Origin of the sequence: Streptomyces sp. NPDC048338, from assembly GCF_043201055.1 — a bacterium.
Lineage (GTDB): Bacteria > Actinomycetota > Actinomycetes > Streptomycetales > Streptomycetaceae > Streptomyces.
The window spans coordinates 651599-673280 of record NZ_JBICYQ010000001.1 but is presented as its reverse complement, the minus strand read 5'-3'; the positions used below and the strand labels follow the sequence as shown (position 1 = coordinate 673280).

General features: G+C 71.5%; 20 protein-coding genes. 13 read left to right on the top strand and 7 right to left on the bottom strand.

Annotated features, from left to right (window positions below; translation table 11 throughout):
* Window positions 1-41: 41 nt before the first annotated feature.
* Together ACGFZF_RS03085 and ACGFZF_RS03080 are read left to right on the top strand one after the other, a co-directional pair.
* A complete protein-coding gene (locus tag ACGFZF_RS03085; protein WP_393550766.1) occupies window positions 42-1664 on the top strand; it encodes an MFS transporter in 1623 nt (540 codons plus the stop codon).
* 370 nt (window positions 1665-2034) lie between these two features.
* Window positions 2035-2427, top strand: coding sequence for a peptidase inhibitor family I36 protein (locus ACGFZF_RS03080; protein WP_393550765.1), 393 nt, complete (start codon window positions 2035-2037; stop codon window positions 2425-2427).
* Here the strand turns inward: ACGFZF_RS03080 and ACGFZF_RS03075 are convergent.
* Window positions 2408-3172: a potassium channel family protein gene (locus tag ACGFZF_RS03075; protein WP_393550764.1), complete on the bottom strand. Its 765-nt coding sequence runs from the start codon at window positions 3170-3172 to the stop codon at window positions 2408-2410. The two genes, ACGFZF_RS03080 and ACGFZF_RS03075, sit on opposite strands and share 20 nt — an antisense overlap.
* 167 nt (window positions 3173-3339) lie before the next feature.
* A complete protein-coding gene (gene aceE, locus ACGFZF_RS03070) occupies window positions 3340-6072 on the bottom strand; it encodes a pyruvate dehydrogenase (acetyl-transferring), homodimeric type (protein WP_393550763.1) in 2733 nt (910 codons plus the stop codon).
* A 400-nt stretch (window positions 6073-6472) separates the two neighbouring features.
* Between aceE and ACGFZF_RS03065 the strand changes: the two genes are divergently transcribed.
* The 6 genes from ACGFZF_RS03065 (at window position 6473) to ACGFZF_RS03040 (ending at window position 10942) form a co-directional block, all read left to right on the top strand.
* Entirely contained in the window at window positions 6473-6895 is a 423-nt protein-coding gene (locus ACGFZF_RS03065) for a DUF3052 domain-containing protein (protein WP_147977839.1), read from the top strand.
* 98 nt (window positions 6896-6993) lie between these two features.
* A complete protein-coding gene (locus ACGFZF_RS03060) occupies window positions 6994-7452 on the top strand; it encodes a peroxiredoxin (protein ID WP_393550762.1) in 459 nt (152 codons plus the stop codon).
* A 172-nt stretch (window positions 7453-7624) separates the two neighbouring features.
* The gene (locus tag ACGFZF_RS03055; protein WP_356598404.1) at window positions 7625-8200 is read left to right on the top strand and encodes a TerD family protein; all 576 of its coding nucleotides are present in this window, start codon (window positions 7625-7627) and stop codon (window positions 8198-8200) included.
* A 136-nt stretch (window positions 8201-8336) separates the two neighbouring features.
* Complete coding sequence (locus tag ACGFZF_RS03050; RefSeq protein WP_356598402.1) at window positions 8337-8912, top strand: TerD family protein; 576 nt, start codon at window positions 8337-8339, stop codon at window positions 8910-8912.
* 30 nt (window positions 8913-8942) lie between these two features.
* Entirely contained in the window at window positions 8943-10091 is a 1149-nt protein-coding gene (locus tag ACGFZF_RS03045; protein WP_393550761.1) for a DUF475 domain-containing protein, read from the top strand.
* A gap of 113 nt (window positions 10092-10204) precedes the next feature.
* Window positions 10205-10942 carry a Tellurium resistance gene (locus tag ACGFZF_RS03040; RefSeq protein WP_393550760.1) on the top strand — a complete coding sequence of 246 codons (738 nt, stop codon included), beginning with the start codon at window positions 10205-10207 and terminating at the stop codon, window positions 10940-10942.
* A gap of 9 nt (window positions 10943-10951) precedes the next feature.
* On the opposite strand, the gene ACGFZF_RS03035 is transcribed toward ACGFZF_RS03040, so the two are convergent.
* A complete protein-coding gene (locus ACGFZF_RS03035; protein ID WP_393550759.1) occupies window positions 10952-11800 on the bottom strand; it encodes a TerD family protein in 849 nt (282 codons plus the stop codon).
* Between the two features lie 179 nt (window positions 11801-11979).
* Between ACGFZF_RS03035 and ACGFZF_RS03030 the strand changes: the two genes are divergently transcribed.
* The 3 genes from ACGFZF_RS03030 to ACGFZF_RS03020 are packed head-to-tail and all read left to right on the top strand — an operon-like array spanning window position 11980 to window position 16496.
* Window positions 11980-13155, top strand: coding sequence for an HpcH/HpaI aldolase/citrate lyase family protein (locus ACGFZF_RS03030; protein WP_393550758.1), 1176 nt, complete (start codon window positions 11980-11982; stop codon window positions 13153-13155).
* Window positions 13156-13173: 18 nt separating this feature from the next.
* On the top strand, window positions 13174-15615 hold the full coding sequence (locus ACGFZF_RS03025) for a phosphoribosyltransferase (protein ID WP_393550757.1): 2442 nt from the start codon (window positions 13174-13176) through the stop codon (window positions 15613-15615).
* A gap of 11 nt (window positions 15616-15626) precedes the next feature.
* Window positions 15627-16496 (top strand): HAD family hydrolase, encoded by an 870-nt coding sequence (locus ACGFZF_RS03020; RefSeq protein ID WP_393551009.1) that lies wholly within the window; start codon window positions 15627-15629, stop codon window positions 16494-16496.
* Here ACGFZF_RS03020 and ACGFZF_RS03015 read toward each other — a convergent pair.
* Complete coding sequence (locus ACGFZF_RS03015; protein ID WP_393550756.1) at window positions 16459-17076, bottom strand: DedA family protein; 618 nt, start codon at window positions 17074-17076, stop codon at window positions 16459-16461. The two genes, ACGFZF_RS03020 and ACGFZF_RS03015, sit on opposite strands and share 38 nt — an antisense overlap.
* A 110-nt stretch (window positions 17077-17186) precedes the next feature.
* Here ACGFZF_RS03015 and ACGFZF_RS03010 point away from each other — a divergent pair, with 110 nt between their 5' ends.
* Both ACGFZF_RS03010 and ACGFZF_RS03005 read left to right on the top strand, forming a co-directional pair.
* Window positions 17187-18341: a sensor histidine kinase gene (locus ACGFZF_RS03010; RefSeq protein ID WP_393550755.1), complete on the top strand. Its 1155-nt coding sequence runs from the start codon at window positions 17187-17189 to the stop codon at window positions 18339-18341.
* Window positions 18332-18988 carry a response regulator gene (locus ACGFZF_RS03005; protein WP_393550754.1) on the top strand — a complete coding sequence of 219 codons (657 nt, stop codon included), beginning with the start codon at window positions 18332-18334 and terminating at the stop codon, window positions 18986-18988. Before ACGFZF_RS03010 ends, ACGFZF_RS03005 begins: the two co-directional genes overlap by 10 nt.
* A 66-nt stretch (window positions 18989-19054) precedes the next feature.
* On the opposite strand, the gene ACGFZF_RS03000 is transcribed toward ACGFZF_RS03005, so the two are convergent.
* The 3 genes from ACGFZF_RS03000 to ACGFZF_RS02990 form a co-directional block, all read right to left on the bottom strand.
* Complete coding sequence (locus ACGFZF_RS03000; protein WP_393550753.1) at window positions 19055-19270, bottom strand: zinc ribbon domain-containing protein; 216 nt, start codon at window positions 19268-19270, stop codon at window positions 19055-19057.
* Window positions 19271-19330: 60 nt separating this feature from the next.
* Entirely contained in the window at window positions 19331-20728 is a 1398-nt protein-coding gene (locus ACGFZF_RS02995) for a hypothetical protein (RefSeq protein WP_393550752.1), read from the bottom strand.
* 71 nt (window positions 20729-20799) lie between these two features.
* Complete coding sequence (locus ACGFZF_RS02990) at window positions 20800-21567, bottom strand: DUF4097 family beta strand repeat-containing protein (protein WP_393550751.1); 768 nt, start codon at window positions 21565-21567, stop codon at window positions 20800-20802.
* Between the last annotated feature and the right edge of the window lie 115 nt (window positions 21568-21682).

The window sequence follows — 21682 nt, the reverse complement described above, 5'->3', positions numbered from 1 at the left end:
TGGCTTTGTCAATTGTCAGTCGCTGACATTAGCCTTCCGGCATGACTAGTCAGATCACCGTGGAAAAGGCCCCGCAGGGTCAGGGGGGCGACCGGAGCCCCGCGCCGGCTCCGGCGAAGGGACTGCGCGGCCACCCCTGGCTGACTCTGTTCGCCGTCGCGATCGGCGTCATGATGGTGGCCCTCGACGGCACCATCGTCGCCATCGCCAACCCCGCCATCCAGAAGGACCTCGGCGCTTCGCTCGCCGACGTCCAGTGGATCACCAACGGCTACCTGCTCGCCCTCGCCGTCGCCCTGATCACCGCCGGCAAGCTGGGTGACCGGTTCGGCCACCGCCAGACCTTCCTCATCGGCATCGCCGGCTTCGCCGCCGCGTCCGGTGCGATCGGCCTCTCCGACTCGATCAGCCTCGTGATCGCGTTCCGCGTGCTCCAGGGTCTCTTCGGTGCCCTGCTGATGCCGGCCGCGCTCGGCCTGCTGCGCGCCACCTTCCCCGCCGAGAAGCTGAACATGGCGATCGGCATCTGGGGCATGGTCATCGGCGCCTCCACCGCCGGCGGCCCGATCGTCGGCGGCCTGCTCGTCGAGCACGTCAGCTGGCAGTCCGTCTTCTTCGTCAACGTGCCCGTCGGCGTGGTCGCGCTCCTCTTCGGCCTGGTGATCCTCAAGGATCACCGCGCCGAGAACGCCCCGCGCTCCTTCGACATCCTCGGCATCCTGCTGCTCTCCGGCGCCATGGGCTCCCTCATCTGGGGCATCATCAAGGCCGGTGACTCCTGGGGCTGGGCGAGCGGCAACACCTGGGGCTTCCTGGGCGGCGCGATCCTGCTCTTCCTGCTCTTCGCCCTCTGGGAGACCAAGGTCAAGGAGCCGCTCATCCCGCTGGGCATGTTCCGCTCCGTGCCGCTGTCGGCCGGTGTGGTCCTCATGGTCCTCATGGCCTTCGCCTTCATGGGCGGCCTGTTCTTCGTGACCTTCTACCTCCAGGGCGTGAAGGGCCTCAGCCCGGTCGACAGCGGCCTGCACCTGCTTCCGCTGACCGCGATGATGATCGTCTCCTCGCCGCTGGCCGGTGCGCTCATCACCAAGTTCGGCCCCCGCATCCCGCTGGTCGGCGGCATGGTCTGCACCGCCGTCGCCATGTTCGGCATGATCACGCTCACCTCCGGGACGGGCACCCTCGCCATGTCCCTCTGGTTCGCCCTGCTCGGTCTGGGCCTCGCCCCGGTCATGGTCGGCGCCACCGAGGTCATCGTCGGCAACGCCCCGCTGGAGCTCTCCGGCGTGGCCGGCGGTCTGCAGCAGGCCGCGATGCAGGTCGGCGGCGCGCTCGGCACGGCCGTGCTCGGTGCCGTCATGTCCTCCAAGGTCTCCGGCGCGTTCGCGGAGAACTGGAAGGACGCCGGCATCCCGGTCCCGGCCGACCCGCGGCTGGAACAGGCCGCCGAGTTCGGCATGGTCCCGCCGGAGCTGGCCAAGGCGCCCGGTATGACCCCCGACCTGTCCGACAAGATCGGCGGCGTCATCCACGACACGTTCATGGACGGCATGGGCCTGGCGTTCACCGTCGCCGGAATCGTCGCGGTCGTCGCCGCCCTGGTCGCCACGCTCACCAAGCGCGGCGAGAACGCGGAGGCCGGCGCGGGCGCCGCCCACATCTGACCGCCCCGCACGTCGCACACCGACGTCCGCGCCGCCCCTCGCGGAGGCGCGGACGCGGAGACGCCCACGGCCCCGCCGGACCTCGTCCGGCGGGGCCGTGGGCTGTCCGGAGTGCTCGTCGGTGGGGCCGCGCCCTGTCCGGCGGGGCGGATCGGAGGGCCGCCGTCCTGTGCGCGGGGTCGTGGCGCCCGGCGCGAGCCGCGCCCCTTCGGCGGGGCGTCGGCGTCCGGCCGGCGTCACCCGGGACGTCGCCCGCCCGGCGGGGTCGTCACCCGTCCGGGTGGACCTGCGCGGGCCCCCCTTCCCAAGCGGAGAGTCACTGCCGCAGAGTTCTGATTACAGAGAGTGACGATTCCGGGGGTTCAGCATCATGCGTACGAAGACCGTTCTCACCGTCGCCGCCCTGGCGGCGGCCACCCTGCTCACCGCCCTGCCCGCGGCCACGGCCGGTGCCGTGACCACCGCGGCGCCGGGGCCACGGCTCGGCGCCTGCGGGCCCGGCCAGCTCTGTCTCTGGCCCAGGACCGAGTTCCGGGGCAGGGCCCTGGCCCGCGAGCTGTCCGACACCGACATCGACAGCTGCGTCCCGCTCCCGGCCGGTACGACCGCCCAGTCCCTCGCCAACCGCACCGGGCGACCGGTCACCACCTTCCAGTCGGCGGAGTGCGCGGAGACCGGCGCCTTCGAGACCTATCCGGGCGGTGGCACCTGGGTGCCGCAGTCGCCCCACCAGGTGCGGGCGTTCAAGATCTGGGAGCGGTAGCCGTGTCGCCCTGCGGCGGCACCCCGGTCGGCGCCGCCAGGCGCGCGACCTCGGCCCGCAGCTCCTTCACCTCGCGCGTCAGCGCTTCGAGCAGTTCGGTCTGGCGGCGCTCGGCCTCGTCGTCCCGGTCGAAGCGGGAGATGAACCAGGCGGCGATGTTGGCGGTCACCACACCGAGCAGCGCGATCCCGGAGAGCATCAGACCCACCGCCAGGATCCGGCCGAGCCCCGTCGTCGGCGCGTGGTCCCCGTAGCCCACGGTCGTCATCGTGGTGAACGACCACCAGACGGCGTCGCCGAGGGTCTTGATGTTGCCGTTCGGCGCGTCGCGCTCCACGTGCAGGACGGCCAGCGAGCCGAACATCATCAGCCCGACCACCGCGCCCGCCACGTACGTGGTGAGCGTTATCTGCGGGGCCATCCGGGCCCGCCGGCCCACCAGGAGGAGTGTGGAGACCAGACGCAGCAGCCGCAGCGGCTGCACGAGCGGCAGCAGCACCGCCAGCAGGTCCAGCGGATGGCCGCGGACGAAGGCCCACTTCGCCGGTGCGAGGGCCAGGCGGACGAGGTAGTCCAGCGCGAAGGCCACCCAGACGATCCACTCGGTCAGGGAGCAGACCGAGTGGACCCACGGATCCGCGTCGGGCAGCACGATCCGTACGGCGTAGGCGATGCCGAACGCCACCGCCAGCGCCAGCAGCGGCGTCTGGGTCCGCGCCTCCCAGTGTTCCCTCATGCGAGGCATCGTAGGGAGCGCCGAAGGGCGGCGGGACCATCGGTCCCACCGCCCCTCACCAGGCGTGACGCTCGTCTCGCGACCGTCCGGGCGGATGCCCGGCGCGGAAGGCCCTCGGCGGGCGCGCGTCCGCGCGGAGGTCCCCGGACGGAACGCAGGTCCTGCCCGGGCGATACCTAGGCGTCGCCGCCGGCGGCGCCCGGGTCCGCAGCCGCCACGTCGAGCAGCTGGTAGCGGTCCACGGCCTGCTTCAGGACCGAGCGGTCGACCTTGCCGTCACGGGCCAGCTCGGTGAGGACCGCCAGCACGATCGACTGGGCGTCGATGTGGAAGTAGCGGCGGGCCGCACCGCGCGTGTCCGCGAAGCCGAAGCCGTCCGCGCCCAGCGAGGTGTAGGCGCCCGGGACCCAGCGGGAGATCTGGTCGGGGACGGAGCGCATCCAGTCCGAGACCGCCACGAAGGGACCCTGGGCTCCGGAGAGCTTCCGCGTCACGTACGGGACGCGCTGCTCCTCGTCGGGATGCAGGAGGTTGTGCCGGTCGACGTCCACGGCCTCGCGGCGCAGCTCGTTCCAGGACGTCGCCGACCAGACGTCGGCCCGCACGTTCCACTCCTCGGCCAGGATCCGCTGCGCCTCGACCGCCCACTGCACCGCGACACCGGAGGCCATGATCTGCGCGGGGATCGAGCCGGTCTCGCCGCGACGGTGGAGGTGGATGCCCTTGAGGATGCCGTCGACGTCCACGTCCGCCGGCTCCGCGGGGTGCTGGATCGGCTCGTTGTAAACGGTGAGGTAGTAGAAGACGTCCTCGGCCTCGGGGCCGTACATCCGGCGCAGGCCGTCCTTGACGATGTGCGCGATCTCGTAGCCGAAAGCCGGGTCGTAGGCGACGCAGCCCGGGTTCGTCGACGCGAGCAGCTGCGAGTGGCCGTCCGCGTGCTGGAGGCCCTCGCCGGTCAGGGTCGTGCGGCCGGCGGTCGCCCCGAGCACGAAGCCGCGCGCGAGCTGGTCGGCCATCTGCCAGAACTGGTCGCCGGTCCGCTGGAAGCCGAACATCGAGTAGAAGACGTAGACCGGGATCAGCGGCTCGCCGTGCGTGGCGTACGCCGAACCCGCGGCGATCAGCGACGCCGTGCAGCCCGCCTCGGAGATGCCGTCGTGCAGCATCTGGCCGGTCGGCGACTCCTTGTACGCCAGGAGCAGTTCGCGGTCCACGGCCTCGTACTGCTGGCCCAGCGGGTTGTAGATCTTGGCGCTCGGGAAGAACGCGTCCATGCCGAAGGTGCGGTACTCGTCGGGGGCGATCAGCACGAAACGCTTGCCGATCTCCTTGTCCCGCATGAGGTCCTTGAGGATGCGGACGAAGGCCATCGTGGTGGCGATCGACTGCTGCCCCGAGCCCTTCTTGGCCGCCGCGTAGGTGGCGTCCTCGGGCAGGTCCAGGGGCTTCGCCCGCACGACCCGGGTCGGGACGTACCCGCCCAGCGCCTTGCGGCGGTCGTGCATGTACTGGATCTCCTCCGAGTCGCGACCCGGGTGGTAGTACGGCGGGTAGCCCTCGTCCAGCTGCTTGTCCGTGATCGGGATGTGCAGCCGGTCGCGGAAGCGCTTGAGGTCGTCGACCGTCAGCTTCTTCATCTGGTGGGTCGCGTTGCGGCCCTCGAAGTTCGGGCCCAGCGTCCAGCCCTTGACGGTCTGCGCCAGCACCACGGTCGGCTGGCCCTTGTGGGCCTTGGCCGCCGCGAAGGCCGCGAAGATCTTCTTGTGGTCGTGACCGCCGCGGCCCAGGTGCAGGATCTGGTGGTCCGACATGCCCTCGACCATCGAGCGCAGCCGCTGGTCGTCCCCGAAGAAGTGGTCGCGGATGTACGCGCCGGTCTCCGTCGCGTACGTCTGGAACTGGCCGTCGGGCGTGGTGTTCAGCTTGTTGACCAGGATGCCGTCGCGGTCCTGGGCGAGCAGCGGGTCCCAGGAGCGGTCCCAGATCAGCTTGATGACGTTCCAGCCGGCGCCGCGGAACTGCGACTCCAGCTCCTGGATGATCTTGCCGTTGCCGCGGACCGGCCCGTCCAGGCGCTGGAGGTTGCAGTTGACGACGAAGGTCAGGTTGTCCAGGCCCTCGCGGGCGGCGATGGACAGCTGGCCGAGCGACTCCGGCTCGTCCATCTCGCCGTCGCCGAGGAACGCCCAGACGTGCGACTTGGAGGTGTCGGCGATGCCGCGCGCCTCCATGTACCGGTTCATCCGGGCCTGGTAGATCGCGCCGAGGGGGCCGAGGCCCATCGAGACGGTCGGGAACTCCCAGAAGTCCGGCATCAGCCGCGGGTGCGGGTAGGAGGACAGGCCGTTCGGGTACTTCGACTTCTCCTGGCGGAAGGCGTCGAGCTGCGACTCGTTCAGCCGGTCGAGGAGATAGGCGCGGGCGTAGATGCCGGGGGAGGCGTGGCCCTGGAAGAAGATCTGGTCGCCGCCGTCGCCCTCGTCCTTGCCCCGGAAGAAGTGGTTGAAGCCGACGTCGTACAGCGAGGCCGAGGAGGCGAAGGTGGCGATGTGGCCGCCGACCCCGATGCCCGGGCGCTGGGCGCGCGAGACCATCACGGCCGCGTTCCACCGGGTCGCGTTGAGGACCTTGCGCTCGATCTCCTCGTTGCCGGGGAAGAAGGGCTCGTCCCGGGTGGCGATCGTGTTCACGTAGTCCGTGCTGCGCATCTCGGGCACGGCGACGCGCTTCTCGCGCGCCCGCTCGATCAGGCGGAGCATCAGGTAGCGGGCCCGCTCCCGGCCCCGCTCGTCGACGGCGGCGTCGAGGGAGTCGAGCCATTCCTGGGTCTCTTCGGGATCGAAGTCCGGGACCTGGCTGGGAAGGCCGCCAATGATGATCGGGTTGCGATCGGATCCGGAAGCCACGCTGTTCCTTCGCTGTTCGGTGGAGCCCACGGGGAGGCCGGGAAGTCCATCGTGTACCCCGTCGGTGTCAAACGTCATCTCTACCGAGGGGTAACCCCCGTGGGGCGCCTGGTGGGGTCAAATCGCAACCTTACGCCCATCCCGCGCATGCGTTTCGTCCGCGCGTTCGGCAGACTGAAGCCGCACGAGACCACAAACCAGGGCGAAGAGTGTGTGCCGTGTCACGGAGCGGAGTGGATCCGGCCCGGAAGTTGCGGCGAGACGGCCCCAAACGTCACCGTTTCGGCGGTCTCGACGGCCGGGTACTTGCGCGATCCGCCCAGCCCGTGTGGACTACGGCCAGCGCCGCGCGTACGCGCGTGGCCGAAGCATTTTCCGATACATGATCAGGAGGCAAGCCGTGAGCGCGACCGCGGACCACGCGGAGGAGCGGACCAACCCGGCAGCGAGGCTGGGGTTCGAGCCCGGACAGGTGGTCCAGGAGATCGGTTACGACGAAGACGTCGACTTCGATCTCCGTGAAGGCATCGAGTCCATCATCGGGTCGGACCTGGTGGACGAGGACTACGACGACGTCGCCGACGCCGTCGTGCTCTGGTTCCGCGACGAGGACGGAGACCTCACCGACGCACTGGTGGACACCATCGGTCTTCTGGAGGACGGCGGCGTGATCTGGCTGCTGACTCCGAAGACCGGCCGCGACGGCTACATCGAGCCGAGCGACATCAGCGATGCCGCGCAGACCGCCGGTCTCTCCCAGACCAAGAGCGTCAGCGTCGCCAAGGACTGGGCGGGGAGCCGCCTGGTGGCGCCCAAGCGCTGACCCCACAGCAGCAGGGACCCCCGCCGGCACCGCCGGCGGGGGTCCCTTGCGTAGGCTGGTGCCTCACCTGTTCGGTCCAGTGGAGGGACGCGTACGTCATGGCGATCGAGGTCGGCACCAAGGCCCCCGAGTTCGAGCTCAAGGACAACCACGGCCGCACCGTCCGGCTCTCGGACTACAAGGGCGAGAAGAACGTCGTCCTGCTCTTCTACCCCTTCGCCTTCACCGGCGTCTGCACGGGCGAACTGTGCGAGCTGCGCGACAACCTGCCGAAGTTCGTCAACGACGACACCCAGCTGCTCGCCGTCTCCAACGACTCCATCCACACCCTGCGCATCTTCGCCGAGCAGGAGGGCCTGGAGTACCCGCTCCTCTCCGACTTCTGGAAGCACGGCGAGGCGTCCCGCGCCTACGGCGTCTTCGACGAGGAGAAGGGCTGCGCCGTGCGCGGCACCTTCATCATCGACAAGGACGGCGTGGTCCGCTGGAGCGTCGTCAACGCCCTGCCGGACGCCCGCGACCTGAACGACTACCTCAAGGCCCTCGACACCCTCTGAGGCCCGCCGGTCCACCGGACGGCCCCCCGGCCCGCCCCGCAGCCGTCGACACCTGCGGAACATCGGGGCGAATCGCCTGTCCAGGCCGGGAACCCGTCACTAGGATCCACTCGTTGATCCGATGCCAACGCACGACGGGGGCGCTGCCCCTGAAAACCACATGGAGGGACTCGTGGGAGTCAGCCTCAGCAAGGGCGGCAACGTCTCGCTGACCAAGGAGGCCCCTGGCCTGACCGACGTCACCGTCGGTCTCGGCTGGGACGTCCGCACCACCACCGGGACGGACTTCGACCTCGACGCCAGCGCCATTCTGGTCAGCGCGGAGGGCAAGGTCCGCAACGACCAGGACTTCGTGTTCTTCAACAACCTGAAGAGCGCCGACGGCTCGGTCGAGCACACCGGTGACAACCTCACCGGCGAGGGCGAGGGCGACGACGAGCAGGTCAAGGTCAGCCTGGCCACGGTGCCCGCCGATGTAGCCAAGATCGTCTTCCCGGTGTCGATCTACGACGCCGAGAACCGCCAGCAGTCCTTCGGCCAGGTCCGCAACGCGTTCATCCGCGTCGTGAACCAGGCCGGCGGTGCCGAGATCGCCCGGTACGACCTCTCCGAGGACGCCTCGACCGAGACCGCGATGGTCTTCGGCGAGCTGTACCGCAACGGCGCGGAGTGGAAGTTCCGCGCGGTCGGCCAGGGCTACGCCTCCGGGCTCCGCGGCATCGCGCAGGACTTCGGCGTCAACGTCTGAGCCACGCACCGACCCCGTCCGGCGCCGCACTCTCCGTGCGGCGCCGGACGTGCCTCATCGGCCGTACGCGCGTCACCGGCCGGTCGCGCGCGCACGGGCCCGCACGCAGCAGTTCTCACCGGGGAGGAACCACATCATGGGCGTCACGCTCGCCAAGGGAGGCAACGTCTCCCTCTCCAAGGCCGCACCCAACCTGACCCAGGTGCTGGTCGGCCTCGGCTGGGACGCGCGCTCCACCACCGGCGCGCCCTTCGACCTCGACGCCAGCGCGCTGCTGTGCCAGGCGGGTCGCGTGCTCGGGGACGAGTTCTTCGTCTTCTACAACAACCTCAAGAGCCCCGAGGGCTCCGTCGAACACACCGGCGACAACCTCACCGGCGAGGGTGACGGCGACGACGAGTCGCTGATCGTCGATCTCAACCGGGTGCCGGCCCACTGCGACAAGATCGTCTTCCCCGTCTCGATCCACGACGCCGACAATCGGGGCCAGACCTTCGGCCAGGTCAGCAATGCTTTCATCCGCGTGGTGAATCAGGCCGACGGACAGGAACTCGCGCGCTACGACCTCTCCGAGGACGCCTCGACGGAGACCGCGATGATCTTCGGCGAGCTGTACCGCTACGGGGGCGAGTGGAAGTTCCGGGCGGTGGGACAGGGGTACGCGTCCGGGCTCCGGGGCATCGCTCTAGACTTCGGGGTCAACGTTTCGTAAAGCCGCGTACATAACACGATGGGGTAGCCAGTGGTTCTGAAAACCTTCGGCTGGTCGTTTGCCATTACGGCGCTCGGCCTGGTCGCAGCGGTGCTCTACGGGGGGTGGGAAGCGTTCGGGATCGTCGCGATCCTCTGCGTCCTCGAGATCTCGCTGTCCTTCGACAATGCGGTGGTCAACGCCGGAATCCTGAAGAAGATGAATGCCTTCTGGCAGAAGATCTTCCTCACGATCGGTGTGCTCATCGCCGTTTTCGGCATGCGGCTGGTCTTCCCCGTCGTGATCGTCGCCATCAGCGCCAAGATCGGGCCCATCGAGGCCGTCGACCTGGCACTCAACGATGCCGACCGCTACCAGGAGCTCGTGACCGACGCACACCCGTCGATCGCGGCCTTCGGTGGCATGTTCCTGTTGATGATCTTCCTCGACTTCATCTTCGAGGACCGTGACATCCAGTGGCTGCGCTGGATCGAGCGTCCGCTCGCCAAGCTGGGCAAGGTCGACATGCTGTCGGTCTGCATCGCCCTCATCGTCCTGCTGGTCAGCTCGATGACCTTCGCGACCCACGCCCACCAGCACGGTGGCGCGCACGTCGACAAGGCGCAGACGGTCCTCATCTCCGGCATCGCCGGTCTGATCACCTACCTCGTGGTCGGCGGTCTCTCCGGCTACTTCGAGAACAAGCTCGAGGAGGAGGAAGAGCGCGAGCACGAGGCGGAGGAGGAGGCCAAGCGCAGCGGCAAGAAGGTCTCCGCCGTGCAGCTGGCCGGCAAGGCCGCCTTCTTCATGTTCCTCTACCTCGAGGTCCTCGACGCGTCGTTCTCGTTCGACGGCGTCATCGGCGCCTTCGCCATCACCAACGACATCGTCCTGATGGCGCTCGGCCTCGGCGTCGGCGCCATGTACGTCCGTTCGCTCACGGTCTACCTGGTCCGCCAGGGCACCCTGGACGACTACGTCTACCTGGAGCACGGCGCCCACTACGCCATCGGCGCGCTCGCCGTGATCCTCATGGTCACCATCCAGTACGAGATCCCCGAGGTCGTCACCGGCCTCATCGGTGTCGCACTGATCGGCTGGTCCTTCTGGTCCTCCGTCCGCCGCAACAAGGCGATCGCGGCGGCCGAGGGAAAAGCTGACGCCTCGGACGACAAGACCGAGGTCTCGTCCGGGGTGTGACACCCCCGGCAACGAGGAACGCTTCACTGCGGGGCGGCCGGTGCACCCGGCCGCCCCGTCGCGTGTCCCCGCCCTGTCGGCGGGGACCAGTCACGAGTGGGGGGTGGGGACGCATGGCCTTCTGGGACGGCCTGTTTCCGGGCAGGGTGGCGCAGTTCGACTCGGGCAGCGCCTCGACCAACGCGATCGAACTGACCAAGCGCCGTCCGGCGGTCTCGCTCACCAAGCAGGGCGCGGCCACCGGCAACCTCCGGGTCAACCTCTCCTGGCGGATGCGCACCTCGGACATCGAGGGCCGCTCCCGGCAGAGCGGCCGGCTGCTGCGCCACCCCTCGAAGCTCTTCAAGCCCGAGGTCGTCCAGGCGCACACCCAGGGCGTGGTCAACGTCGACCTGGACCTCGGCTGCATGTACGAGCTCGCGGACGGCAGCAAGGGCGTCGTACAGCCGCTGGGCGGCTTCTTCGGCTCCCTGAACTCGCCGCCGTACGTGAACCTCAGCGGCGACGACCGCTTCGGCGGCTCGTCCGGCGAGACGATCTTCGTCAACCTCGACCACCGGGACGCGATCAAGCGGCTGCTGTTCTTCGTCTACATCTACGACCAGACGCCCGCCTTCGACCGCACGCACGCGAAGGTCACGCTCTACCCGAGCAACGGCCCGCGGGTCGAGATCGAACTCGACGAGCGCGCCCCGCAGGCCCGCTCCTGCGCCGTCTTCACGGTGGAGCGGGTCAAGGAGGAGCTGGTCGTCCGCCGCGAGGTCAAGTTCGTCTACGGCTTCCAGGCGGAACTGGACCGGCTGTACGGCTGGGGCCTGCAGTGGGGACGCGGCTACAAGACCAAGGCGTGACCCGTGGACTTACGGACGGACGAACTGCGGGCCCATCGGCGGCATCCGGAAATTCGGGTCGGGGGCGGGCGCGGCGGCCGCCGCGGGCTGCGGATAGCCGTACGCGGGCTGGGGCGAGGCCGGCTGCGGGTAGCCGTACGCGGGACCGGTGCCCTCGCCGGGCTGCGGGTAGCCGTAGGCCGGGGGAGCGGACGGCCGGGGCGGCACGGCGGCCGGAGCCGGCGACGGGCCGGGCACGTGCGCCACGGTCGCGTCGAGGTCCTGCCCCGGGTCCGGGTCCTGCGCGAGCGCCGCTGCCTCGTCCGCGGCCTCGTCGACCGAGATCCCGAAGTCGGTGGCGAGCCCCACGAGACCCGTCGGGTAGCCCTGTCCCACCGCGCGGAACTTCCACGCGTCCCCGCGCCGGTACAGCTCGCCGCAGATGATCGCCGTCTCCTCGCCCGTCTCCGCCGTCACGTCGAAGACGGCGAGCGGGTCCTGCTCCGACGAGACCGCGTCGTACACCAGGATCCGCAGGTCACGGACGGAACGGAAGGTGTCGCCGTCCGAGGAGGCGGCGATCACCACCTGGTCGACCGAGGGGTCGAGTCCGCCGAGATCGGCCTCGACCGTGTCGGTCAGGCCCTCGGCCACCCGCTTCTTCGGCAGCCGCCGCACCAGGCCCGAAGGGTGGCGCGGCTGGTTGTAGAAGACGAAGTCCTCGTCGGACCGCACCCGCCCGTCTGCGCCGAGGAGCAGGGCCGAGGCATCCACGTCGGGGACCCCGGGGCCCGGGGTCCAGCGGAGCACGGCCCGTACGGCCGCGGTGTCGAGAGGGACGTTGGAGCCCTTCAGCATCGCGTGCGTCATGGGCGTCATCCTGCCTTCCCCGCCCGGCCAGGGACAACGCGGGGGCCCGTACCGATCCGGGGGAGATGCAGTGGATGCGGATGAGTTACCTGGATTTCATGCGCGAAGGGAACTAAGGACACCCACACCTACGTACTATTACCGGCCACATGTCTTCAGGGCCCGCAGCAGCAGTCGGGGGAGTTATCTTGCGTCATTTCGGGCACATCCCGTCCGCCGCGCGGGCAGGGCTGTTCCACCAGGAGCCGGCCGAGTTCACGGCCGACTCGCCCGCGAACATCCTCGCCGTCGCCCTGGGCGCCACCCTCTACAGCCCGGCCACCCGGCCGCGCCTCGCCGATGACGTGCGCAAACAGGCCGCCCGCGGGGTCGTCTCCATGGTGCTCTGCCTGGAGGACTCCATCGCGGACGCCGACGTCGAGGCCGCCGAGGCCAACCTCGTCGAGCAGTTCGCCCAGCTCGCCACCGGCGAGACCGGTGCTCCGGAGGACCTGCCGCTGCTCTTCATCCGGGTCCGCGAGCCCGGCCAGATCCCCGACCTGACCGCCCGCCTCGGCGACACCGTCCGCCTGCTCTCTGGCTTCGTCCTGCCGAAGTTCGACGAGCCCCGCGGGCGTGCCTTCCTCGACGCCCTCACCACCGCCGAGACCGCCTGCGGACGGCGACTTTTCGCCATGCCCGTCCTCGAGTCGCCCGAGCTCCTGCACCTGGAGACCCGCGCCGCCACCCTCGCCGGCATCGCCACGCTCGTGAACGAGCACCGCGACCGCGTCCTGGCCCTGCGCCTCGGCGTCACCGACTTCTGCTCCGCGTACGGACTGCGCCGCTCGCCCGACATGACGGCCTACGACGTCCGGCTCGTCGCCCACGTCATCGCCGACGTCGTCAACGTCCTCGGCCGGTCCGACGGCACCGGCTTCACGATCACCGGCCCCGTCTGGGAGTACTTCCGGCTCGGCGAGCGCATGTTCAAGCCCCAGCTGCGCCGCAGCCCCTTCCTGGAGGGCCGCGCCGAGGACCTGCGCACCGCCCTCATCGAGCACGACCTCGACGGACTGCTCCGCGAGATCGAACTCGACCGGGCCAACGGACTGCTCGGCAAGACCTGCATCCACCCCACCCACGTCACCCCGGTCCACGCACTCTCCGTGGTCAGCCACGAGGAGTTCAGTGACGCCCAGGACATCCTGCGTCCGGAGCAGGGCGGCGGCGGGGTGCTGCGGTCGGCATATACGAACAAAATGAATGAAGTGAAGCCGCATCGCGCGTGGGCCGAGCGCACCCTCCTGCGCGCCGAGGTGTTCGGCGTCGCCAAGGAGGACGTCGGCTTCGTGGATCTGCTCACCGCCGGACTGTCCGGCTGACGGAAGGTGAACCAAGACGTGGTGTGGTCGGGAACGTGGGTCGCAGAGCGGCTCGGCGTCGAACTGAACGGCGACGAGCAGCTTCCGGGCCTCCTTGGCCTCGCACTGCGCCGCAACCCCAGGCGAGCCCATCTGCTCGTCTCCAACGTGCTGGGCAAGCACGTGCCCCAGCGCCCCTCCGTGGTCCGCGACGCCGGCCACGCCCTGGGCGTACGGGTACGCGACCTGCTCGGCGACGAGGACGCGGCGCGCTCCGTCGTCCTCGGCTACGCGGAGACCGCGACCGGCCTCGGCCACAGCGTCGCCGACGGCCTGGGCCTCGCCCCCTACCTCCACTCCACCCGCCGGCCGGTGGACGGTGTCGCCCCCGCCGGCGGCTTCGAGGAGTCCCACTCGCACGCCACCTCGCACCTGCTCCTCCCCGAGGACCCCAAGCTGCTCGCCGGCGACGGACCCCTGGTCCTCGTCGACGACGAGTTCTCCACCGGGAACACCGTCCTCAACACCATCCGCGACCTGCACGCGCGCTACCCGCGCGACCGCTACGTGATCGTCGCCCTCGTCGACATGCGCACCCCCGCCGACCGCGACCGGCTCACCGCCTTCGCCGCCGAGATCGGCGCCCGCGTGGACCTCCTCACCCTCGCCGCGGGCACCGTCACCCTGCCCGACGGCGTCCTGGAGAAGGGCCAGGAGCTCGTCGCCCGCCACGAGACCGCGCCCGCCCCGGCCCCCGCGCCCCGCGCCGCCGCCTCCCGCGTCGTCCTGGACTGGCCCGAGGGCGTCCCGGACGGCGGCCGCCACGGCTTCACCCCCGAGCACCGCGCCCGCCTGGAGGCCGCCCTGCCCGCACTGGCCGCCCAGGTCGCCGAGGCGCTGCCCCAGGCCCCCGGCGCGCCGCGGCCCCGCGTGCTCGTCCTCGGCTTCGAGGAGCTCATGTACGCCCCGCTGCGGCTCGGCACCGAACTGGAGCGGACCGGACACGACGTCGCGTACTCCACCACCACCCGCTCGCCCGTCCTCGCCGTCGACGACCCCGGCTACGCCATCCGCACCCGGCTCGTCTTCCCGGCCCACGACGCCCCCGCCGACGGACCCGGCGAGCGCTACGCCTACAACGTCGCGGGAGCCGGCTTCGACGCCGTCGTCGCCGTCGTCGACTCCGTCGCCGACACCCCCGACCTGCACGCCCCCGACGGCCTGCTGGCCCAGCTCGCCGCCCACGTCCCGCACGTGGTCCTGGCCGTCGTCCCCTCGTACGTGCCCGCTCCCGCCACCGAAGCTCCCGAAAGGAGCTCCATGCTGCCCGAGCCCCTCCGCGGCCCCGCCTTCTCCTCGTACGCCCCCGAGGAGGTCGGCTGGCTGCTCCAGGACCTCTCGGACGTCGAGCTGGAGGCTCCGACCGAGGAGCGCGAGGAGGCCATCCAGAGCGGCGGCGCCCACTACGCCGAGTCGCTGCCCGTCGAGTACCAGCCCAGCGCCCGGTACCAGGAGCTGTTCCAGGCGGCCCTGGAGACCTCCGCCGCCCGGATCGCCCGCGCCGTCGGCACCGTCACCGAGACCGTGCTCGCCGAACGCCCCGGCACCCCCGTCCTCGTCTCGCTCGCCCGCGCCGGCACCCCCGTCGGCGTCCTCATGCGCCGCTGGGCCCAGGCGCGCCACGGCCTCGACCTGCCGCACTACGCCGTCTCCATCGTCCGCGGCCGCGGCATCGACACCAACGCACTGCGCTGGCTCGCCGCCCACCACGACCCCGCCGACGTCGTCTTCGTCGACGGCTGGACCGGCAAGGGCGCCATCACCCGCGAACTCGCCGAGGCCCTGGACGCCCACCGGGAGAAGCACGGCGGCCCGGCCTTCGACCCGGAGATCGCGGTCCTCGCCGACCCCGGCTCCTGCGTGCGCACCTACGGCACCCGCGAGGACTTCCTCATCCCCTCCGCCTGCCTCAACTCCACCGTCTCCGGCCTCATATCGCGCACCGTGCTGCGCGCCGACCTGGTCGGCCCCGACGACTTCCACGGCGGGAAGTTCTACCGCGAGCTGGCCGGCGCCGATGTGTCGAACGACTTCCTGGACGCCGTCACCGTACGCTTCGACGAGGTCGCCGACTCCGTCGACGCCGAGGTCAAGGAGCTGCTGAGCGCCGACCGGACCCCCACCTGGGAGGGCTGGGCAGCCGTCGAGCGGATCAGCGAGGAGTACGGCATCCACGACGTCAACCTGGTCAAGCCGGGTGTCGGTGAGACCACCCGGGTCCTGCTGCGCCGCGTCCCCTGGAAGATCCTCGCCCAGCGCGGCGCCGGCGCCGACCTCGCCCACGTACGCCTGCTCGCCGAACAGCGAGGGGTGCCCGTCGAGGAGGTCGACGAACTCCCGTACACCTGCGTGGGACTGATCCACCCTCAGTACACGCGGGGCGCCACCGGCGCCGACGGGAAGGCGGTGGTCTCCCAGTGAGCGCCACCATCATGGTCGCCAGCGACCTCGACCGGACCCTCATCTACTCCACGGCCGCCCTCGCCCTCGGCATGCCCGACGCGCAGGCGCCCCGGCTGCTCAGCATCGAGGTGCACGAGAGCAAGCCGCTGTCCTTCATGACCGAGGACGCCGCCGTACTCCTGGAGGAGCTGGCCACCGAGGCCGTCTTCGTCCCCACCACGACCCGCACGCGCAAGCAGTACCAGCGCATCCAGCTCCCCGGACCCGCCCCGACGTACGCGATCTGCGCCAACGGCGGCCACATCCTCGTCGACGGCGTCAGCGACCCCGACTGGCACGCGGCGGTCGTGCGCCGGCTCGCCGACGAGTGCGCGCCCCTCGCCGAGATCCGCGCCTACTTCACCGCCACCACCGACCTCTCCTGGGTGCGCAAGCACCGGGTCGCCGAAGACCTCTTCGCCTACCTCGTCGTCGAGCGCGAGCGCCTGCCCGACGAGTGGCTCCGGCGCTTCGGCGAGTGGGCCGACGGCCGCGGCTGGACCGTGTCGCTCCAGGGCCGCAAGGTCTACGCCGTGCCCAAGCCGCTCACCAAGAGCGCCGCGATGCGCGAGGTCGCCCGCCGCGCCGGCGCCACCCTCACCCTGGCCGCGGGCGACTCCCTCCTCGACGCCGACCTGCTCCTCGCCGCCGACCGGGCCTGGCGCCCCGGACACGGCGAACTCGCCGACACGCAGTGGACCGCACCCCACCTCGACGCCCTCGGCGAGCGGGGTGTCGCGGCCGGCGAGGAGATCCTGCGCCGCCTCCTCGCGGCGGTACGGGCCCACCGCTCGACCGTGCCCCCGCAGACCGTCACCTCGCTCAACGGTTCCCCCGCCGCACTCCCCGACCGGGCCTGAGCAACCGCAGCCCCAGGAACCACAGCACCGCGCCCGCCGCGACCACGAGCACCGCCTTCGAGTAGACCGACACGTACCCGGTGACCTCCTCCCAGTTGTCACCCAGCACGTAACCGGCCGACACGAAGGCGGTGTTCCACAACGCGCTGCCCAGCGTGGTCAGGACGAGGAACACCGGCAGCGGCATACGCTCGACGCCCGCGGGCACCGACACCAGACTGCGGAAGATCGGCACCATCCGGCCGAAGAACACCGCCTTGGTGCCGTGCCGCAGGAACCACGCCTCCGTGCGCTCGATGTCCGCGACCTTGACCAGCGGCAGCCTCGCCGCGATCGCGAGGGTCCGCTCCCGGCCGAACAGCGCCCCCACCCCGTACAGCGCCAGCGCGCCGACGACCGAACCGAGCGTCGTCCACAGCAGTGCGGCGATCAGGTCCATCCGCCCGTTCGCCGAGGCGAACCCCGCCAGCGGCAGGATCACCTCGCTCGGAATCGGCGGGAACAGGTTCTCCAGCGCTACGGCGATGCCCGCACCCGGGGCGCCGAGCGTCTCCATGAGGTCGTTGATCCAGGTCTCCATGGCCTCCACGCTAGGAATCGGGAGCCCACCGCGGACTGATGGCGACCGCACGACAAGGTGTGGACAACCGCAGTGCGCACACACGGCGCCTGCGGCTAGCGTGACCGATCATGAGTACTCTCGCCGGGCACACCGCGCGCCTGCTGCGGACGGCCGCCGGGCTCGCCCTCGGCGCCGCCACCGCCGTGGCCGAGCTCCTCGGCCTGGTCGCCACCGTCCTCGCCCTGCTGCCCGTCCTTCCCTGGCCGCACGGCCGGCGCGCCGTCCTGCGCCGCGCCGCCGCCGCCGCCCGCGGCCTCGTCGCCCTGGAACGGCGACGGCTCGACCGCTTCCTCGACGTCCGGCTCCCCAGCGGCCAGGACGACGCGGCCGCCCTCCGCTACCTCTGCGCCCGCTGGACGCTCGGAGTCCTCGGCGGCGTCGTCCTCGTCTGCGCCGGCTACGGGATCGGGTTCGGCACCTTCATCCTCTGGGGCTGGCTGGTCACCGACATCGCCTTCCCCGGACTGGTCGCCCTCGGCAGCCTCGGAGGGCTCTTCCTGCTCTTCCTCTCCGTCCAGGGCGCCCTCGGAGTCGCCTCCCTGGAAGGCCAGTTGGCCCGCCGCTTCCTCGGCCCCAGCCTCGCCGAGGCACTGGAGGCGCGGATCGCCCAACTCGCCACCAGCCGCGCGGAGGTCATGGACGCCGTGCACGACGAGCGCCGCCGCATCGAGCGCGACCTCCACGACGGGGTGCAGCAGCGGCTCGTCGCCCTCGGCATGCTCCTCGGCCGGGCCCGCCGGCTGCGCGGCCGCGATCCGGAAGGCGCCGACGCACTGCTCCTCCAGGCCCACGACGAGAGCCGGCGCGCCCTGGCAGAACTCCGCGAGGTGGCCTGGCGGGTCTACCCGGCCGTGCTGGACGAGTCGGGCCTGCGGGCCGCCCTGGAGACGGTCGCGGAACGCGGCCCGCTCCCCGTCGGCCTCGTCTACGAGGTGCCGCGGCACCTGCCGAGAGCGGTCGAGACCGTCGCCTACTTCGTCGTCTCGGAGGCCGTCACCAATGTCGCCAAGCATGCGGGGGCGACCCGCATCGACATCCATGTCTCGTTGGAGGAGCAGGAGTTGAACGTACGCGTGAGCGACGACGGAACCGGCGGGGCGGACGCCTCCGGAAGCGGCCTGGCTGGCCTGGCGAGCCGGGCCGCTGCCCTGGACGGACGACTCGCGGTCGACAGCCCCGTCGGCGGCCCGACGGTCATCAGGGCGGAGCTGCCGTGCGTGTGATCCTCGCGGAGGACTCGACCCTGCTGCGCGAGGGGCTCGTGCGGCTCCTGGTGGAGGAGGGCCACGAGGTGACGGCGGCCGTCGGCAACGCGGTCGAACTCCTCGCCGCGGTCCGCGCGGACCCGCCGGACGTGGTCGTCGCCGACGTCCGGATGCCCCCGACCCACACCGACGAGGGCCTGCGGGCAGCCCTGGAGATCCGGCGGAGCAGCCCCGAGGTCGGGGTGCTCGTGCTCTCGCAGTACGTGGAGCGGCGCTACGCGACCGAGCTGCTCACCGGCGACACGGGCGCGGTCGGCTACCTGCTCAAGGACCGGGTGGCGCAGGTCGACGAGTTCCTGGACGCCCTGGAACGGGTGGGGGAGGGCCGCACCGCCTTCGACCCGGAGGTCGTCCGCCGCCTGCTCGTCCGCTCCTCCCACACCGACCCGCTGTCCCGCCTGACCCCGCGCGAGGGCGAGGTGCTTGCGGCGATGGCACAGGGGCACACGAACGCGACGATCGCGGCCCGGCTGCACGTGTCTCAGAGCGCCGTGGAGAAACACATCAACGCGATCTTCGACAAGCTGGAGCTGACCGGCCGCGGCGAGGGCGGCGAGGGCTACAGCAAGCGGGTGCTGGCGGTCCTCCGGTACCTGGGCAGCTGAGGGCGCGCCCCGGCCGGGACGGCCGTACGGCCGGCGGCCGGGGTGCTCCGTCGGGCGCCGGCGCGGTCAGCCGCAGCAGCCGCCACCGCAGCAGCCGCCCCCACCCCCGCCGGAGGGCGCGGCGCCGCCCTTCGCGGTGCCGCCGACGGCGACGGCCGAGAGCAGCTTGACGGTGTCGTCGTGCCCGTCGGGGCAGGAGGCGGGCGCGGACGACTCGGCCATCGGCCGGTTCAGTTCGAACGTGTCGCCGCAGGTCCGGCAGCGGTATTCGTAGCGAGGCATGGGCCCAGGCTAGCGGGCGCCACGGCCCCGGCACACGTGCGAGGCCGTCCAGGGAGCGTCTCAGTGGTGGCCGGCGCCCCGCTCCTCACGGATCTGTTCGACGACGCGCGCGGCGGTCGCGCGGACGGCCTCCAGCTCGGTCAGGAAGTGCCAGTAGTCGGGGTGCCGGCCGCTGTCCAGACCCTCGACGGCGCGATCGAGCCGGCCGACGGCGTCGTCGAGCGGGCGGGCGTGCCGCGGATCGGGGGTGGTGCGGCCGTCCATGGCCAGGCGCTGGGCGTCGCGCACCGCGAACCGCGTGCGGTCGATCTCCTGCTTCGGGTCCTTGGCGACCGCGTCGAGCCTCCGCAGCCGGTCGCCGGCGGCGGACACGGCCTCGTCGGTGCTGTTCAGCAGGGCCCGGGCGGTGGCGAGGAGGCTGGTGGCATCCGGCCACCGCTGCTCGGCCCGGGCCGCCGCGGCCTCCCGCAGCTTCTCCTCGGCCTGCCGCCCGGTCTCGGCGGCCTGGTCCGGAACGTGCTGGAGGTCCTGCCAGCAGGCGGCCGAGAAACGGCGCCGGAGCTCCGAGAGCACCGGCTCGACGGCACCGGCCCGGGTGGTGAGGGCCTGGGCGCGCGTACGCAGCGACACCAGGCGCTTGTCCGTCTCGGCCGCCCGCTCGGGCAGCCGCTCGGCCTCGGTGCGGACCGCCTCCGCGTCCCGCAGGACCTGGTCGGCGCGCTGGAGGGTCTCGGCGACGCCGTGCCGGCCGGCGCCCTCGTTGAGCCGGGTCAGCTCGGGCCCGAGGGCCGCGAGCCGGGCGGCGAGGTCGTCGGCACGGAGCCCGGACTCCCGTACCGCGTCGAGCGCGGTGCTCGCGCCCCGCAGCGCCTGCCGGGCCCGCTCCACGGCGGGGGCGAGCCGGGCCAGCTGCGTCTCGGCCTTGTCCAGCAGCGGCCCGAGGCCCTGCTCGAAGCGCTCCAGCTCCCCCTTGACCCGGACGAGCTCGTCCTTGGCGCGGGTCAGCTCGCCGCGGGCCCGGACGGCGGTGGCCGCGTCCAGCTCGTCCCGGTCGAGATCGTGGGCGTCGACGGCCGTGATGTAGGCGTGGCTCACCTCGTCGATCCGCCGCCCCAGCGCGCCGAACTCCTCGACGGCCCGGCGGGCGCCGGGCGAGTCGTCGACGGCCGTGATGGTCTCGATCGAGATCCGCAGATCGCGCTGGGCGGTGTCGAGTTCGTAGAACGCGGCGGCGGCGTCGTCCTTCGCGGCCTGGGCCTCGGCCCGCTGACTCTCCCCGCGCCCGCCGAACCAGCGCCGCGTGCCACCACCGGCGAAGGCGCCGGGCAGCAGCGCGAGACCCAGCAGCGGCAGCGCCACCATGAGCCGCAGCACGCCGCGACCCGCCCCCGCGGAGGCCGCCGGGCGCTCCCCGGACACGGCACGCGTCGCACTGCCCCTCGTGTGAGTCGCCGCCACTCCCACTCCCGTGTCCGCCGTGTCCGGTTCGGTTCATTCTCCCACCGGGTAAGGACGAACACACGGGCCGATCAGTTCACCGCACGGACGGTGACTTCTCCGTTGTCGCTGCGCGCGGTCACGACGTGCCCGCCGCCCTTCGCGGTCGGCACGTCGATCCGGACGTCTCCGTTGTCGCTTCGACCGTCCACGTCGTAGGTGGCACGGGGCAGCGCGATGTCGATGTTGCCGTTGTCGGTGACCGCCTCGACCCGCCTCGGTACGGCGCCCAGCGCGAGCCGCACGTCCCCGTTGTCGGTGCGGGCGGCGACGTCGGTGGAGTTCGAGGCGTCCTCGACGACGACATTGCCGTTGCCGCTCCCCAGGTCGAGCGCGCCGGTGGCGCGGCGGACGACGACGTCACCGTTGTCGGACCGGATCTTCAGAGGGGTGGCGAAGCCCTCGGCGGTCACCTTGCCGTTGTCGTCCTCCACATTCACGGAGACACCGCGCGGCACCTGGATGCGGTGGACGGCCCCGCAGCTGGACGCGAGCGCGTCGCAGTTCAGCCGGAGGGTGAGCCGGCCGTCGGCCATCCGCCAGGTCGCGTCGGGGCCGTCGCCCATGAACACCCACCCGTCGACCTGCCGGCTGACGCGGACGTCCTGGACGTCGGCGGGCACGATCTCCAGGTCGGAGTCGTCGGAGTCGATGGTGAGGGTCGTCCCGGAGAGGGCGAAGTTCTTCGACTCCACGGGCGCCCCCTCGACGTCCGCGGACCCGCACCCCGCCACCCCGAGAGCGACGACGACGGCCCCGCCCGAGGCGAGGAGCATGCGGATGCGGCGGCGAGCTGCCATGACGATCGAACCCCCAGGTGAAGCGCTGACTGTGCCCCCACGATAGGGACGCCTCACACCCCCCGACGATCCGGCGACCCACCGTCCCGTGGTGGGGCTACCCCCCGCCCCGTAT